Raw genomic sequence first — 15917 nt, forward strand, 5'->3', positions numbered from 1 at the left:
TATGGCAGTACAAAGAAAATCAAACATGCACATACTTGACGGAAACCAGGCGGCCGCTATAGCGGCCAGGCTGAGCCGTGTGCAGGTCGTGGCCGCTTATCCCATCACTCCACAGACACCGCTCACCGAGAAGCTCTCGCACTTCGTGGAGGACGGCCAGCTCAAGGCCGAGTACGTGGCCGTGGAGAGCGAGCACAGCGCCATGGCGGTTTGCACCTCCGCCTCTATCGTAGGCGCTCGCACTTTCACTGCCACCAGCTCACACGGGCTGGCATACATGCACGAGATGCTGCACTGGGCTGCCGGCGCACGCCTGCCCATTGTCATGGCCTGCGTGAACCGCGCCATCGGCGCGCCCTGGAATGTTCTCAACGATCAGCAGGACTCGATCTCGCAGCGCGATACCGGCTGGATCCAGATATATTGCCGCAATAACCAGGACATCCTGGACACGGTTATACAGGCTTATCGCATAGCAGAGAGCGTTTACGTGCCCGTCATGGTCTGCTACGACGGATATATCCTTTCCCATACCGAGATGCCGGTCGACATACCCGAGCAGGTGGATGTTGACCGATACCTGCCGCCCTATAAGCCCCACACAACTCTTGATCCAGATAATCCCAAGAACTATAACCTGGTTACACTGGCCAATCCACGCGTGGGCGTAGACGGCAAACTCTGCCATGGATATATGGAACTCAGATATCTGCTGCAGGAAGCTCTGCAGAACTCCCGGGAGACGATTTTACAGGCAGGAAAGGAATTCAACGAAATATTCGGCCGCGATTACGCAAATATGTTCTGGGAAGACCGAAATGAGGATGCCGAGATCACCATCGTCGCCATGGGCAGCCTGGCCTCCGAAGCGATTGTAGCGGCTGACATGCTGAGAGAGGAAGGCATCAAGGTAGGTGTGCTGGGATTACGCGTGTTCCGCCCCTTCCCCAAGCAGGACGTTGTACAGGCTCTGCGCAAATCCCGCTTGATCGTGGTTTTCGATAAAAATATCAGCTACGGCTCGGAGGGCGCAACCTGCTCCGAGATAAAGTCGGCGCTTTACGGCACATATATCAACGCAGCCATCAGGAACTTCATCGTCGGGCTGGGCGGACGCGACGTGAAAGCCCGCGAGCTTGCCGAAGCGACAAAGAAAGCAATATCATCACTTAAAGAGACGGTGACCAACCCTGATTACCCCGAATGGATCTGCCACATTTAAGGAAAATCAAATTGAAAGCGAATGCCGTTAACCTGATCGAGAAAGAATGGATCTTACCGGGCAACCGCACCTGCCCCGGGTGCGCACTTTCACTGGCGTACAGACACACCCTGAAAGCACTCGAGGGACAGTGTATCGTAACGGTGCCTGCCAGCTGTGCGACCGTGTTGCACGGTATGTATCCCATAACAGCCGTGAATGTGCCATGTGTGAATACTCCTTTCGCTTCCACCGGCGCTTCTGCTACCGGGTTGGTGGCCGGGCTGAGGGCGCTGGGCAAGAAGGGAATAACCGTACTGGCATTCGCCGGAGACGGAGGCACACATGATATCGGCATACAGTCGCTGAGCGGCGCAGCTGAGCGCCAATATGATTTCATGTATATTTGCTATGACAACGAGGGCTATATGAACACGGGCAACCAGCGTTCGGGTTCCACGCCTCTAGGCGCCGTGTCGGGGACCACACCCATACTGGGCAAGCAGCAATACCAGAAAGACATGACGGCCATCATGGAGGCGCACGGCCTCCCCTACGTGGCAACCTGTTCGGCCTCCTATCCTCTGGACCTTTACGAGAAAGTTAAAAAGGCCAAGACCATCGAAGGAACCAGGTTCATTCATATTCACACTCCCTGCCCGCCCGGATGGCTCTTCCCCTTCAGCGACACCATTAAATTCGGCGAGATGGCGGTGGAGACCGGCCTGGTCGTGCTCTACGAGATCGAGGACAAGATATTCAGGCTGACCTCCGCCAGCGAATCACTGGCCCGCAAAGGAGGTAACCTGCAGCCCGTGCGCGAGTATTTCAAATCTCAGGGCAGGTTCAAGACCATAACCGAGGAACAGATCGACGAGCTCCAGCAATGGGTTAACGCCCGCTGGAAGCAGTGCCTTAACAGGGCCACCAACCTTTAACCTCAACCAGCCGATTAACCCTGATATAATCGCCCGGCTACCGAACCATTTTTATCACTGCTTGACAATCACCGCCTCATCTTGATAGACTGCATACAAATATCCCGCACACAAATTATTTGGTGCAGAACTATTTTGCGAGGTGTGAGATGGTTGATCAGGTCTACGGTAAACTGGCGGGCGCGATTAATGCCCGTTCTACTGCTTTCCCCGCCGTCAAATGCGATGAGTTTTACGACCTCGTGGAATTCTTATTCAACCCGGAAGAGGCGTCTATCTTCGTGGCCATGCCGCTTGAACTGAGCAGAGTTGAAGAAATAGCTGCCAACCTGCCCACCAAAGACCTGCAGAAGCTGGAGGGGCAGCTTGAGGTCATGGCCGACAAGGGACTGATACATATCCGGGAGAGGGACGGCGTGAAGCTGTACGAGGCCCTGCCCTTTGTGCCGGGCATTACCGAATTTCAACTCATGCGGGGAATAGTCGACGAGAGACATAAAAAGTTCGCTGCGCTGTTGAGGGATTACTCCAAAGCCATGATAAGGACCATGCTGTCGGCCGACGCTCCCCCTATGGAGTACTCGGCGCCCGGCCGCAAGGTGGCTGTGGATCAGGAGGTCGACAGCAAAAGCACGATCGTACCTCTGCATGAACTGAAGGAACTGCTGCTGAAAACGGAATATATCTCCGTGGGAACATGTATCTGCAGGCACCAGGGCGCCCTGCTGGGCAGACCGTCCGCCAAGCCGGTCAACAACTGCATGGTGCTGGGAGAATCCGCTAAATTTGCCGCTGAAAGGGGATTCACTACACGGCTGACTCAGCAAGAGGCCATACAGCGCATCGAGGAAGCGGAAGAAGCGGGCCTCATTCATACCTTCGCCAACAGCCCTGACAGGTTTACCAACCTGCTGTGCAACTGCTATAAGGACCTTTGTCTGATTACACGCATGACCAGCAAATCTCCCGCGCCCAGCACGGCGGTGAACGCACGGTACCTGGTCACGATAAAAGAAGATTGCTGCACCGGTTGCGAGGCCTGCATACCCAGATGCCAGATGGACGCTCTCAAGATGGTTGACGGTAGATTATTACGGGATGAGATACGCTGTATCGGCTGCGGCATCTGCATGTGGGTCTGTCCCACCGATGCACTTGAACTGAAGCCAAGGCCGGCCAGCAGAATTCCCCTGCGCGGTTGATTATCTCATATCACAATAATTACGGAGGATATTATGGTTGACGCTGTCTACGATAAACTGGCTGCCGCATTGAACGCCCGCGGGACGACCGTGCCTTCGATTGTCTGCCAGGAATATTATGACCTGGTGCAGTTCCTGTTCACACCCGAGGAGGCCGCAATTGCCTGCGCCATGCCCATTGAGTATGCGACTGTGGAAGAAATAGCCAAAAACCTGGGTACGAAGGATCTCGGGAAAGTTGCAGCACAGCTCGAGGTCATGGGCAATAAAGGCCTGATTCATATTAAAGAAAGCAGCGGAAAAAAACTCTATGAGGGATTGCCTTTCGTGCCGGGACTGATCGAGTTCCAGTTGATGAAAGGCATCGTCGATGAGCGCAGCAAGAAATGGGCCGTCCTGCTGAGCGCCTATTCCAAGGCGGTTAAACGGGAATTCATGTCCGGCAAGCCGATTAAAATCGAAAAATCAGTGCCTGGTAAGGTAATTAAGGTGGGGAAAGAAGTCAGGCAGCTCGCCTGCGTAATCCCCTACAAGGAGATGAAACAGCTGATACTGGATACAGAGCATATCGCCGCGGGGACCTGCGTATGCAGACACCAGGGCAACCTGCTGGGCAAACCAAGCTCAGAACCCATGGGAAACTGCATGGTCTTGGGTGAATCCGCTATATTCTCGATCGAACGCGGATTCACCAGGCGCCTGTCCAGGGATGAAGCCCTCCAGAAGCTGGATGAAGCCGAGGAAGCCGGCCTGGTGCACAATTATGTCAACAATCCGGGCCAATTCACCAATCTGCTGTGCAACTGCTGCGGATGCCACTGTTTCATCCTGCGGGGCGCCAAGCACGCCCCGGCTCCCAGCCAGATGGTCAATCCCCGATACCTGGTATATATCAATGAGAAAGACTGTACCGGCTGCGAGGCCTGTATCGGACGGTGCTGGATGAAAGCCCTGAAGATGGAAGACGGCAAGCTGGTGCGTGACGAGATACGCTGCATCGGCTGCGGCATCTGCATGTGGGCCTGTCCCACAGATGCGCTTTATCTCGAACCGAGGGAAGCCGGCAAGGTACCGCTCCAAAAGTGTTGATACGCATCAGTAAAATTAGAGGAGGAGATAATGGTTGAACCTGTCTATGAGAAATTGATACCGGTACTTAATTCACGCAGCACTTTTCTGGTCCCCTGTATCAAGTGTGACGAGTTTTTTGACCTGATATCTTATTTATACAGCCCCGTCGAGGCAGAGATCGCCTGCGCCATGCCTTACGATTTCGCCACGGCCCGACAGATTGCATCCGGTATCCCGGGCAGCCATCCCGAGAAAGTTGCCGAGCACCTTGAGACCATGGCGAACAAGGCGTTGATACATTCGAAAAGGGAAAACGGCGAGACGCTCTACGAGCTCCTTCCTCTCTTCCCGGGTGTCATGGAGCTTCAATTCTGGCGTGATGATAAAGAGTATCTGGGAAAGCTGGACATCCTGCTCGGCCAATACCTGGTAGCGATGTGGCGGCTGCGCAAATCCGGCGCTCAGATCGTAACTGAAACACCGTCCGCCCCCAGGAAAGTAACTGTCGGACAGGAGATCATGAGCCGCTCCACGATTATCCCCTATGCGGAGATGAAAGAACTGATCAAGCAAAGCGAGTATATCGGCGCGGCGCTCTGCCACTGCCGCGAGCTTGGACAGCAATGGGGCAATCCATGCTCCAGGCCGATGGACAACTGCATGATCCTGGGTTCTTCAGCTAAATTCACTATCGAAAAGGGATTGACCAAACAGCTAAATGTGGAGCAGGCGCTCCAGGTGCTGGAGGAAGCGGAAAAGGCCGGCCTGATACATCAGTACGCCGATACGCCCGATCACTTCTCAAATATCCTGTGCAACTGCTGCGGATGCCACTGCATAGCGCTCAAGGGCTATAAAAAAGCGCCGGCCCCCAGCCAGACCGTCATCGCACGTTACCTGATCAAGATCGATGAGGAAGCCTGCACGGCCTGCGAGGCCTGCCTGGAGCGCTGCCAGATGGACGCATTGAAAATGGAGGGCGGCCGACTATTTAGGGATGAATTACGCTGTATAGGCTGCGGGCTATGTATGTATGTATGTCCCGTAGAAGCATTGTCCCTGGAGAAGAGGCCCGCCGGAAAAATACCGTTGAGAGCCTGTTAAAGGCCGGGATCTAATCCTGCTCTTTTTCCCTTTTTGCGGCGCGGTCACGCGCCCAGCGATGTATCTCATCCAGCGCGGGCGGCGCCACCATGAATACCTCAATGTCCTGGGGGAACTGGACTAAATGCCCTTCTCGAATAAAAAGCAGGGCGACATCGCCGGGCTTTAAAGTCTCATCGATGGTTTTGCCGATAAACTGGTAGCGTTTTCTCGAGGCATCAGAATACGCTTCGTAGACCTGTTTGGCCACTTTTTCACTGATCAGTCCGACCATAAGGCAGCGCTCCCAGTCCATGACCTCCCCGAGCAGCTCACTGATCTCGATACACTTTAAAGATGCAGACTCCGCGCAGCGTTTATTAACCATTTCATGGCTTTTGGGATGCAGTTCCTTGAGTATCTCCAAACCGCCTTCACCTTCCTTATCAACCGTCTCATGATAGATTAAAGACACAGGTCCCAATTTACCCTCGAGCTTGGCGATCAGTTGATCGACCTGCTGCCAGTATTTTTCATAGAGCTCGACATATTCCGCAGGGGAGTTTTTACCGGCATACACCAGGGGCACCTGCATTATCTTTCTGCTGCCTTTGAAGCTGTCAACTTCAGGTTTCTCTACTTTGCCCAGTTCCTGTGACATGATTACTCTCCTCTCTTTGTCGGCTGCTATATCATCTCCATGTAACCTTCGGCCTGATCACCGATACAACCTTACCTCTATCAATAGTACTAAAATTATACTACAATATAAGACGCCTTTTGAGGGACCCGGCTACCATGATTCTATAATCGGGCACTGGAGGAACCATATGGATTTCGACCTTGGTGGAAAGACGGATCAGCTGCGCAGGGAGATACGCCAATTTGCCCTTGCCGAAGTTGTGGGAAAACCTTACCACACCGCCATGCTGGAAGAGGAGAGCGCGGACGAGGACTGGGAGTTTTCGCTGTCTATATCCAGGAAGCTTGCACAGAAGAAATGGCTCTGCATGAACTGGCCTGAGCAATACGGGGGTATGGGCGCATCATACTGGGAACAATTTGTTTACTCCGAGGAGGCCGGCTACTATGAGATTCCCGGCACGAGCATGGGTATATCCGGCACCGGCATTAATGGACCCAGCCTGATGCTATTCGGCAACGAGGAGCAGAAACAGAAGTATCTTCCCCTGATAGCCTCGGGTGATCCCGATGGGATCTGGTGCACCGCTTACAGCGAACCCGATTCGGGCTCCGACTACAATAAGATCAAGACCATCGCTGTCAGATCGGGAGACGACTATATTATAAACGGACAGAAAGTGTGGACGAGCTGCGCCCACCGCGCACGCTGGTGCTGGCTGGCATGCAAAACCGATCCAACGTCGAACAAGATCCACAAAAGCATGAGCATCATCATCGTGGATATGAAAAACCCCGGCATCACTACCAGGCCTCTCATCAATCTTTCGGGTATTCACAGTTTCAACGAGGTCTATTTCGACAACGTGAGGGTGCCGGCGTCGAACCTGGTCGGCGAGGAGAATAAAGGATTCTACATGCTGATCCCCGCCCTGGCAATCGAGCGGCTCTCCCTGGCGCCTCATGTGCTGGGCACGGGACGACGCATACTTGAATTGCTCGTCCGCTACTCCAGGGAAAACAATCATAAAGGGAAACCCCTGTCTGCCGACCTGGTAGTGCGCCATAAGCTGGCTGAGCGCGCCCTGGAGCTCGAGACACTACGGCTCTTCGGGCTTGAGATAATGTGGAAAATGAGCACCGGTAAGATGCCGGGCTATGAGGCAGCCAGAAACAAGCTGTACTGCAATATCGTCACGGACAACATGGCCAGGACCGGGCTAGAGATCGTGGGCGCCAATTCACAGATAAGCCCCGATTCCAGGTGGGCGAAACTGAGGGGCCGCTGCCAGAACCTGTACCTCGTTAATATGGGTTGGTTCAGCGCCGCCGGTACGATGGAAATACAGAAGAACGTTATCGGCCAGTTTAAGCTCGGACTGCCGCGCGCCTATTAAAATAAGGTGTCAACCTTCCAAATAAGGGGCCGTTTCAATTCTGAACCGGCCCCTTTATCATATCCACTACCACCCGCCGCTGGCGCCTCCTCCTCCGGACATTCCACCGCCGCCGCCGCCAAATCCTCCGCCGAAACCGCCTCCCGACCCTCCACCAAAGCCTCCCCAGAAACCACCCCCGGTTTTATGCCAGTCAGTGGATTTTCCAGCTTCCTTCAGCTTCTGGTAATTACGCGTAAGCGCGTAATCCGTGCCCAGGCCAAGACCTGTGAATATCAGCGGCGCAATTATCAGCGCCGCAATTCCCCCGATCGACAGCCCCATAATGACACCGGCTATGGCGCCCCAGATACCACCCACCCATACATTCTTGCTGCGCGCCATGAATCCTGAAAGGTAAATCGTGACTATAGAAAGGATAAAAAAAACAAAGACAAAATCACCTAACGCAGATTTCACCGGGTTTTCCTCAAGCGGAGCAGGCGGAGTGCCGTCCCTGATATACTTCTCAATTGAAGCCACACCCGCCTTAATCCCACCCTCGTAATCGTTGTTCTTGAACAGCGGCAGCACGTCGTCATCGCGTATCCTGCCCGCGCGCCCGTCAGTGATCACCGGCTCAAGTCCGTATCCGACTTCGATACGCATCTTGCGATCATCCAGGGCTACCAGGAAAAGAACCCCGTTGTCTTTATCTTTCTGCCCGATCTTCCATTTCTCGAACAGCCTGCTGGCATAGTCCTCTATACTGTCCCCTTCAAGGCTTTTTACAGTCGCCACAAAGACCTGCGCCGTAGTATCTTTCTCGAGCTGCGACAATTCAGATTCAAGCTCGGCCTTTGCTTCGGATGAAAGCAATCCGGCGTTATCGTTGACATAGCCGGTGAGCTCAGGAAAATTCTGTGCCAACACCGGCATGTTGAAGACAGGCAGCATTGTGACAGCCAGACAGGCTGTCACTAACAGCAAGATTAGCCTGTACCGCACTAAAACTCCACTTTAGGCGCTGTTTCTGCGCCGCTGACAGACTGGAAGTATTGCTTCTCACTGAATCCAAACATACCTGCCAGCATATTCGTGGGAAAAGTCTTGATCTGCGTGTTATAATCCCTCACGAGGTCATTGAACCGCCTTCTTTCCACGCTGATGCGGTTCTCCGTCCCCGCCAGTTCGTCCATCAACTGGGTAACGTTCTGGCTGGACTTGAGGTCCGGGTAATTCTCTATCACGGCGAGCAGGCGGCCAAGTGCGGTTTCAACCTCTCCGGCCGCAGCAGCCTTTTCATTCACCGTCTGGGCAGCCCCGTATTTGGTTCGTGCATCTGCTATGGCCAGGAAAACCGTCTGTTCCTGTGTCATCATCCCTTTGACCGAGTTCACCAGGTTCGGGATCAGGTCATAACGCCGTTGATATTGCGTCTCAACCTGCGACCACTGGGCGTCTACACCCTGTGACTTGGTTACCAGGCTGTTATAAATACCGACCAGGGAAACTGCAATGATTATGGCGCCAAGTACTATTACACCTACGGCAGCCAGAACACATCCCCAGGTTGACTTCATATGGATAACCTCCTTAATCAATTTGAACAGGATGATTTTTGTTATGGCAATTCTACATCAGGACTATTCTATCAACAAATTACACCTGCAACGCTTGTTTAAGCTGGCTGGCGAAGCGTATAATCATGCACAATCAATAAGAGGGGGTTGGAATATCATGGCCATCAATAAGGAACTTGCAGCGCCATGCGGTCTGTACTGCGGAGTTTGCGGAATCCATATAGCCACCAGGGACAACAATGAGAAATTTAAAGAGAAGCTGGCCCCGGTTTACGGCGTCAAACCTGAGGACCTGGTATGCGACGGCTGCCTCTCTCAGCGCGTCTTTTCCTATTGCCGGATCTGCCCGATCAAGTCGTGCTGCATCGAAAAGAAAATCGAGGGATGCCATCAGTGCAACGAGTTCCCCTGCCGGTTCATCGATAATTTCCCGGTTGCGGTCGGCAAGAAGGTTATATTGCGATGTGTCCCCAGATGGCGGAAGCTCGGTACGGAGAAGTGGATACAAGAGGAGCAGAAACGCTATAATTGTCCTCATTGCGGCGCTGCCACCTTCCGTGGAGCCAAGCGCTGCCGTAACTGCAAAGAAGCGATCGACCTCGACTGAAAACACCCGACATGTTTAGAACTACAATAGCCCTCATTGTTATTATCCTGGCTGTGGCCTGTTCCACCCCCCAGCAGCAGCCGGCAGCGCAAACCCAGCCCGAACAGGTTGAGATCGGGGCCTTGCTGGGCTTAAGCGGCGATATAGCAGCATCCTACGGTCAAGCCCAAAAAAACGGGGTTGAGCTGGCCGTAAACGAGGTCAACGACAGCAATTACCTGGGATCGGGCAAACAACTCAAGCTTGTGATTGCAGATGCCGGAGCCGACGCAGACACAGCTTACTCCGCCATCACCGGTCTAATTGAAACAGATAATGTCTCCGCTATCATAGGCCCGACGCTGTCTTCACAGGCTTTCAAGGCCGATCCGGTAGCCCAGAAACACGGGATCCCGGTAATTGCCGTAAGCAATACGGTTCCGGGTATAACAGAAATGGGCGATTTTATATTCCGCTGCAGCCTGCCGGAATCGACCGTCATCGGAGGCACCATTAAAGCTGCGGCCAGCCAGTTACGCGTGGTGAAAGTCGCCTATCTCTGGGGCAAGGACGACGACTACACCATTGCCGGTTATAAAGCTTTTAAGGATGCAGTAGTAAAAAACGGCCTGAAGGTACTGGCGGATGAAACATTCAGCCGCGGCGATACAGACTTCAAGCCACAGCTCGAAAGGATCATCGCAAAGGGACCCGACGCAATACTCGTTTCCGCTCTGGCTAAAGAAGCTGCGGCCATCATCATACAGGCGAGGACTCTCGGCTATACCGGTATCATTATCGGCGGAAACGGCTTCAATTCAACTGATGTTATTAAACAGGCCGGTAGCTACGCAGAGGGAGTCATGGCCGGCACGGCATGGAATATCGCCAGCATCAATACCAGGAACCTGGAATTCATAGCTGCCTATCAGAAAGATTATGGAATCAAACCGGACCAGTTTGCCGCTCAGGCTTATACCGGCACCTGGCTGCTGGCCAACGCTATCCGGACCGCCGGCAGCTCTGATCCCCAGACCATTAGAGACGCGCTGGCAGGTATATCCAATTTTACTACGCCTATGGGATCTTTCAGTTTCACACAGGAGAGGGAACCTGTTCATCCCGCCGTTGTGCAGATCGTGAAAAACGGAAGATTCACCATTTTTAAGTGATGATCTCCGGCGGGGATTTCCGGCGATAACATCAACCGCGAGGCCTGTGCTATAATCGCTCTGTAAAATGTTTAAACTAAACCTGATGCCCAGAGGCGACAAGTTCTTCGACCTCTTTGAGGTCAGCACAAAGAACATGGTCAAAGCAGCCGAAAATCTCAAAGAGCTTATATACAGCTGGGACAGCATTGACCAGAAACTGGAAGAGATGGATAGAATCGAGCATCAGGGTGATACCATAACCCACGAAATCATGTTCCAGCTTAACCGTTCCTTTATTACACCTTTCGACAGGGAGGATATCGGTATGCTGGCGCACTCTCTGGACGATGTCACCGACCTCATCCAGGCAACTGCCGACACCATGGTTCTATATAAAGTCAGGGAACCCGGCAAACGGGCGCGTGAGCTTGCAGATATCCTGGTCCAGATAACTACCGAGGTGGAAAATGTGATGCCCAGCCTCAGGCGCCATAACGCCAACCTTGAGAAAATCCTGAACAGCTGCGTGGAGATCAACAGGCTGGAAAACGTGGCGGACAAGATCTATCGCACGGCGCTCAAGGAGCTGTTCGAGGATTCAAATGATATCGCGGATATCATCAAGTGGCGCGAAATATACGAGCATATGGAAAGCGCCACCGATATGTGTGAGGATGTCGCCAACGTGCTTGAGGGCGTAGCCCTGAAACACGCTTGAATACTAAGCCATGCTGTCCAGGTCGGCGCCGGTTACACACAGCTTCATAAAAGGACGATGAAATATGACCATCAAAGAGCTTGTTTATAAAAACCGCAGCTACCGCCGCTTTTTTCAGGACACGACGGTCTCCCTTGACACTCTGAAGGAGCTTGTTGACCTGGGGAGGATGTCAGCCTCCGCTATGAACCTGCAGCCGCTCAAGTATTTTTTATCCAACGACGCGGCCAGGAATGCCGCCATCTTCGCAAACATCGGATGGGCAGCCTACCTGAAGGACTGGAGTGGCCCCCCCGAGGGAGAGAGGCCTTCGGCGTACATTATCATGCTGGGAGATACGGAACTCAGCAAAAATGTAGTATGGGACCACGGGATCGCCGCACAGAGCATCCTGCTTGGCGCCACGGAAAGAGGCTTGGGCGGATGCATGATAGCCACGATACGCAAGGCCGACCTGGCAAAGGCTCTTGATGTCAGCTCACGTTATGAGATACTGCTGGTTATCGCCATCGGGAAACCAAAGGAGCAGGTCGTGGTCGACCCGCTGGATCAGAACGGAGATGCGAAATACTGGCGAGACAGCCAGGCCGTACATCACGTACCCAAGCGCCTGTTGCAGGACATCATCATCGGATAGGCGGACTACCGATAAACCCGTTTAACCGGAAGTCCTCTTTACCAGCAGCAGACGGTTACCCTCCCCCTCGCTGAAGCTGTAGTCAACCCGGTCCATCATCTTTTTCATCATATATATACCCAGGCCGCCCGCTTTACGGTCCTCAAGCGCGCTGTGCACCTCCGGCAGCGGGACGGATGCAGGATCAAATTTTTCTCCGTGATCTTTGATAATAATAATGATATCGGGGCCATTTAGCGCGCATGAAATCTGGAAAAAACCACCCCTGCCGCCGTAAGCATGCTTGACCACGTTGGTACTTGCTTCATCAACCGCTGTTTCGAAGGCAAACACATATTTGTCCAACTTTCGCTGCTGCAACCAGTTAACCACAAAGTCTACAATCACCGGTATGTCTTTCAGCACCGCGCTCTCCAGGGTGAGCGTACTCTCATTCCTGCCTGCTGCCCTTTGTTGATCGTCCATGATCATTTGCCTGTAACCCGACTATTTATGCCACATCCGCTGTTGCGGGTGAGATAACAATTTGGCTGCTGCTGATCTTGCTTTCCAGACTGGATTTAATGGAGTCAATCACCTTCTGAACTTCGGACATCTTTCTGTCGCCGTCGAACTCCAAAAAGATCTCAACGTAAACATTGGCTCCCGATCGCCTTGAACGTATCCCGTGAATAGCCTCGTAATCATCGAAATAAAGCGCCAGTTCCCTGAGTATGACGATCTGAAGCGACTCTTCCAGGGCACGATCGAGAAGGTCGTAGACGGACATAGTACTTATGTTGTAGATAGACTGCACTATGAAAAGCCCGATAATGACGGAAGCCGCCGGGTCAACGTAGTACACCCAGGGTTGGTCTTTGAATATGGCGCTCAGAGACAGCGAGACGATGACGAGCATTGAAGCGATGGTTTTAGACCGGTACATGCGCCAGAGAGACTCCAATACCGGTGAAAATTCCTCTTTTACCAGATGGTAGTCGTGCCGCCAAAGCCAGGCGCTGGTCAACAGCCCGACAGCCGAGAACACGATAGCCAGGTCCACTCCCTGCGCATGGAGTTCCACCGGGTGCTGAAATCTCTCTATGATATGCGCTATGATGATTATCAAGGATATGACCAGAACCGTTGCCACGATAAGGCTGGAGACGCTTTCAAGCTTGCCGTAGCCATAGTTATATCCTTCCGTTCGTCCCCGATTAACTTTGCGGATACTGAGGTAAGAGAGAAAGACCGCTGTGACCAAGCCTATATTCTTGAGGATTTCCGATTCGAGTGTCAGTGAATTGGCTATTACTGCGGCAATTACACCGGTGATAAGCCCGAATATCCCCAGCAGCAGGCCTAAAAGGATGGATTTTTCCTTGGCCTTACTATGGTCAGCCGGCTTTGTTACTTTATCGTTCGACATTGATTCCCTTTCAAATCCTGCTGTGTATCATCCACATAAGCCTGATTATTTTGGCATGATTTGGTTTATTATTCAAAGAACAATACCACCATATTCCCAAAACTATGAAGGGGCGCTATAATGGAACTAATATATCCGGATAACAGACCTTATATAATTCGCTATGTTGCTTGAGCTGGAACGGCGGCGCATTTCACCGGCAATATCAATACTTATACTTATGTTGATATTGATAGGCACCTCGTGCACGGTGGAAGAATTACCGCAACCGGTAGACAATCCAGCTAATCCTCCGGTCACCGACAACAGTATCACCTGTGTTATACTTGACATCTCGTCTTTCGTTGCTCAACCTAAAACTATAATACTGGGCGAGCAGACAGTCCTTTCCTGGAAAACAGTGGCCGCTACTTCTCTTTCCGTCGATCCAGACATTGGAAGTATCAGCGTGGACAGCGAAAGTCTCACCGTAACACCGAAGGCAACCACGCTATATACATTGAGAGCGTCCGACGGATGCTATGAGGTATCTCAAAAATTTCTGGTAATCGTCAAGACAGCAGACGGAGAGATCGTCTGGACCGCCGGCAGCTCTGAAAATGTTACGGCCGAACAGATATACGAAGGTTGGAGCCACTATCCAAATAAATATGTTGAATGGACAATACTCGATCGGAATAAAGATACCGGCGGTGATGTATACAATTGCTGGCACCAGGGAAGTATCATCAACAAACACGGCGAATGGGTGATGACGGAGGTCACTGTCAGCGGCAAAAAGGTAGCGAGTACCATATCACCCTCAGAGCGGGTGATTTATGTCACCAGTATGGATTGCCTGCAATTGCCGGAACTAAAGTGGAAGTGGACGGCCCGCCAGTAGTTTTCCACCAGGCCATATTTATACATTAGGATGTTGGATAAGGTATATGAAAAGCGTGTGGAATAGAATAGCCGTTATCGTACTTTTAATCTGTATCTCAACACTCTCCCTGTCCTGCTTTATCTTTGAACGTGCCACCGATCACTATAAGGCGGGGAATGAATCATACAGCCAGAAGCAGTGGGACAAGGCAATCGAAGAGTATACAAAGGCCATCAGCATGGATTCAAACCAGCCCTTCTTTTACATCAACAGGGCTTTAACCTACAACCAGATAGGTGAATATGATCTCGCAATCACGGATTGCACCAGGGCTATAAATAAGAAGGGTAACATCGCATTAGCATATACCACGCGCGCTTCCGCCTATAATGAAAAGGGCCAATATCAACTGGCGCTGGCCGACTCACTGAAGGCTATTGAGCTGAGCCCTAAGACTGCCCTGGGCTACATCAATAAGGGCTGGGCGCTCTACGGCCTGGGCGAGTTCAAGGAATCTATACTCGCCTGTACCGACGGCATCGCCGCCGAGCCGACCAGGGCCATGGCCTATATATTCAGAGCTATGAACCACAACGAAATGGGCAACTACGAAAATGCGCTGGCTGACTGCGACAAAGCTATTGAGATCGATCCCACGCTGCCGCTGGCATATGTGAATCGCGCCTGGGTGTACAACCAGACCGCTGTTTATGAAAAGGCTATTGAGGACTGCAACACGGCGATAAGCCTGGATCCCAGGATTGCCACGGCTTACGTGAACCATGCCTGGGCGCAGACAGCCAGGGGCAATTACGACCTCGCCATAGATGACTGCAATATCGCCATCAAGCTTAATCCAAACCTGCCGGGCGCATATATTCAGCGCGCATGGGCTTACTTTGAAAAATATCCTTACGATTTCACTAAAAACTGGTGGCAGATGGGCATGGATGACTGCAATAAGGCCATTGAACTGAATCCCAAATCCGCCCTGGCTTACAACATGCGGGCACGCGGCTATATTTTAAAGGAAGAGTACCGCCTTGCCATTGCAGATGCTACGAAATCTCAGGATCTGAGTTCCGAATTTGCGCTTCCTGACATCACGCGCGCCTGGGCCTTCAATAATCTCCGCCTTTGGGACCTGGCCATAGAGGACTGTGACGTAGCCATTTCCAAAAACCCCAAGCTGTCAGCTGCCTGGGCAAACCGTGCCTGGGCATATAACGGCAAGGGCTTGTACGATAAAGCGCTTTCAGATATAAACGAGTCCATCCGGCTTCAATATGACTTTGCCTGGGCCTATTTTACCCGGGCTCTAATACATAAGAACCTGCATAATTACGAGCAGGCGAAAGCCGACATTGAACTCTGCCTTCAATACACAACTGATATCAAGCTTATCGAGGCCGCCAGAGCGCTCTACGCCACACTTTGACTTACAACATATTAA

17 protein-coding genes are annotated in these 15917 nt (G+C 52.3%); 12 read left to right on the plus strand and 5 right to left on the minus strand.

Annotated elements, in window-relative coordinates; all coding sequences use genetic code 11:
- Position 1: 1 nt before the first annotated feature.
- The 5 genes from WC359_09795 to WC359_09815 all read left to right on the plus strand — a co-directional run bounded on the left by WC359_09795 (position 2) and on the right by WC359_09815 (position 5516).
- Entirely contained in the window at positions 2 to 1222 is a 1221-nt protein-coding gene (locus tag WC359_09795) for a transketolase C-terminal domain-containing protein (GenBank protein ID MFA5400720.1), read from the plus strand.
- 11 nt (positions 1223 to 1233) lie between these two features.
- A complete protein-coding gene (locus WC359_09800) occupies positions 1234 to 2139 on the plus strand; it encodes a thiamine pyrophosphate-dependent enzyme (GenBank protein MFA5400721.1) in 906 nt (301 codons plus the stop codon).
- A gap of 149 nt (positions 2140 to 2288) precedes the next feature.
- Positions 2289 to 3341 (plus strand): 4Fe-4S binding protein, encoded by a 1053-nt coding sequence (locus WC359_09805; GenBank protein ID MFA5400722.1) that lies wholly within the window; start codon positions 2289 to 2291, stop codon positions 3339 to 3341.
- 33 nt (positions 3342 to 3374) lie between these two features.
- Positions 3375 to 4430: a 4Fe-4S binding protein gene (locus WC359_09810; GenBank protein ID MFA5400723.1), complete on the plus strand. Its 1056-nt coding sequence runs from the start codon at positions 3375 to 3377 to the stop codon at positions 4428 to 4430.
- Positions 4431 to 4460: 30 nt separating this feature from the next.
- Positions 4461 to 5516, plus strand: coding sequence for a 4Fe-4S binding protein (locus WC359_09815; protein MFA5400724.1), 1056 nt, complete (start codon positions 4461 to 4463; stop codon positions 5514 to 5516).
- A gap of 10 nt (positions 5517 to 5526) precedes the next feature.
- Here the strand turns inward: WC359_09815 and WC359_09820 are convergent, their stop codons facing one another.
- The gene (locus WC359_09820; GenBank protein MFA5400725.1) at positions 5527 to 6156 is read right to left on the minus strand and encodes a hypothetical protein; all 630 of its coding nucleotides are present in this window, start codon (positions 6154 to 6156) and stop codon (positions 5527 to 5529) included.
- 169 nt (positions 6157 to 6325) lie between these two features.
- On the opposite strand from WC359_09820, the gene WC359_09825 reads away from it, so the two are divergent.
- Positions 6326 to 7534 (plus strand): acyl-CoA dehydrogenase family protein, encoded by a 1209-nt coding sequence (locus tag WC359_09825; protein MFA5400726.1) that lies wholly within the window; start codon positions 6326 to 6328, stop codon positions 7532 to 7534.
- 66 nt (positions 7535 to 7600) lie between these two features.
- Here WC359_09825 and WC359_09830 read toward each other — a convergent pair whose 3' ends face one another.
- Both WC359_09830 and WC359_09835 read right to left on the minus strand, forming a co-directional pair.
- Complete coding sequence (locus tag WC359_09830) at positions 7601 to 8494, minus strand: YgcG family protein (GenBank protein MFA5400727.1); 894 nt, start codon at positions 8492 to 8494, stop codon at positions 7601 to 7603.
- A gap of 26 nt (positions 8495 to 8520) precedes the next feature.
- Positions 8521 to 9096, minus strand: coding sequence for a LemA family protein (locus WC359_09835; protein ID MFA5400728.1), 576 nt, complete (start codon positions 9094 to 9096; stop codon positions 8521 to 8523).
- Between the two features lie 157 nt (positions 9097 to 9253).
- On the opposite strand from WC359_09835, the gene WC359_09840 reads away from it, so the two are divergent.
- The 4 genes from WC359_09840 to WC359_09855 all read left to right on the plus strand — a co-directional run bounded on the left by WC359_09840 (position 9254) and on the right by WC359_09855 (position 12191).
- The gene (locus WC359_09840; protein ID MFA5400729.1) at positions 9254 to 9703 is read left to right on the plus strand and encodes a DUF3795 domain-containing protein; all 450 of its coding nucleotides are present in this window, start codon (positions 9254 to 9256) and stop codon (positions 9701 to 9703) included.
- 11 nt (positions 9704 to 9714) lie between these two features.
- Positions 9715 to 10854, plus strand: coding sequence for an ABC transporter substrate-binding protein (locus tag WC359_09845; GenBank protein ID MFA5400730.1), 1140 nt, complete (start codon positions 9715 to 9717; stop codon positions 10852 to 10854).
- Between the two features lie 67 nt (positions 10855 to 10921).
- Positions 10922 to 11554 carry a DUF47 domain-containing protein gene (locus WC359_09850; protein MFA5400731.1) on the plus strand — a complete coding sequence of 211 codons (633 nt, stop codon included), beginning with the start codon at positions 10922 to 10924 and terminating at the stop codon, positions 11552 to 11554.
- Positions 11555 to 11618: 64 nt separating this feature from the next.
- The gene (locus WC359_09855; protein ID MFA5400732.1) at positions 11619 to 12191 is read left to right on the plus strand and encodes a nitroreductase family protein; all 573 of its coding nucleotides are present in this window, start codon (positions 11619 to 11621) and stop codon (positions 12189 to 12191) included.
- A gap of 21 nt (positions 12192 to 12212) precedes the next feature.
- Here the strand turns inward: WC359_09855 and WC359_09860 are convergent, their stop codons facing one another.
- The gene (locus WC359_09860; GenBank protein MFA5400733.1) at positions 12213 to 12656 is read right to left on the minus strand and encodes an ATP-binding protein; all 444 of its coding nucleotides are present in this window, start codon (positions 12654 to 12656) and stop codon (positions 12213 to 12215) included.
- A gap of 25 nt (positions 12657 to 12681) precedes the next feature.
- Positions 12682 to 13599, minus strand: coding sequence for a cation diffusion facilitator family transporter (locus tag WC359_09865; protein ID MFA5400734.1), 918 nt, complete (start codon positions 13597 to 13599; stop codon positions 12682 to 12684).
- 250 nt (positions 13600 to 13849) lie between these two features.
- Between WC359_09865 and WC359_09870 the strand changes: the two genes are divergently transcribed.
- Together WC359_09870 and WC359_09875 are read left to right on the plus strand one after the other, a co-directional pair.
- Positions 13850 to 14482, plus strand: a complete 633-nt coding sequence (locus tag WC359_09870) for a hypothetical protein (GenBank protein MFA5400735.1) — start codon at positions 13850 to 13852, stop codon at positions 14480 to 14482.
- A 46-nt stretch (positions 14483 to 14528) separates the two neighbouring features.
- A complete protein-coding gene (locus WC359_09875; protein ID MFA5400736.1) occupies positions 14529 to 15902 on the plus strand; it encodes a tetratricopeptide repeat protein in 1374 nt (457 codons plus the stop codon).
- Positions 15903 to 15917 lie beyond the last annotated feature (15 nt).

The sequence above is a fragment of the Dehalococcoidia bacterium genome, from assembly GCA_041653995.1.
GTDB lineage: Bacteria > Chloroflexota > Dehalococcoidia > GIF9 > UBA5629 > CAIMUM01.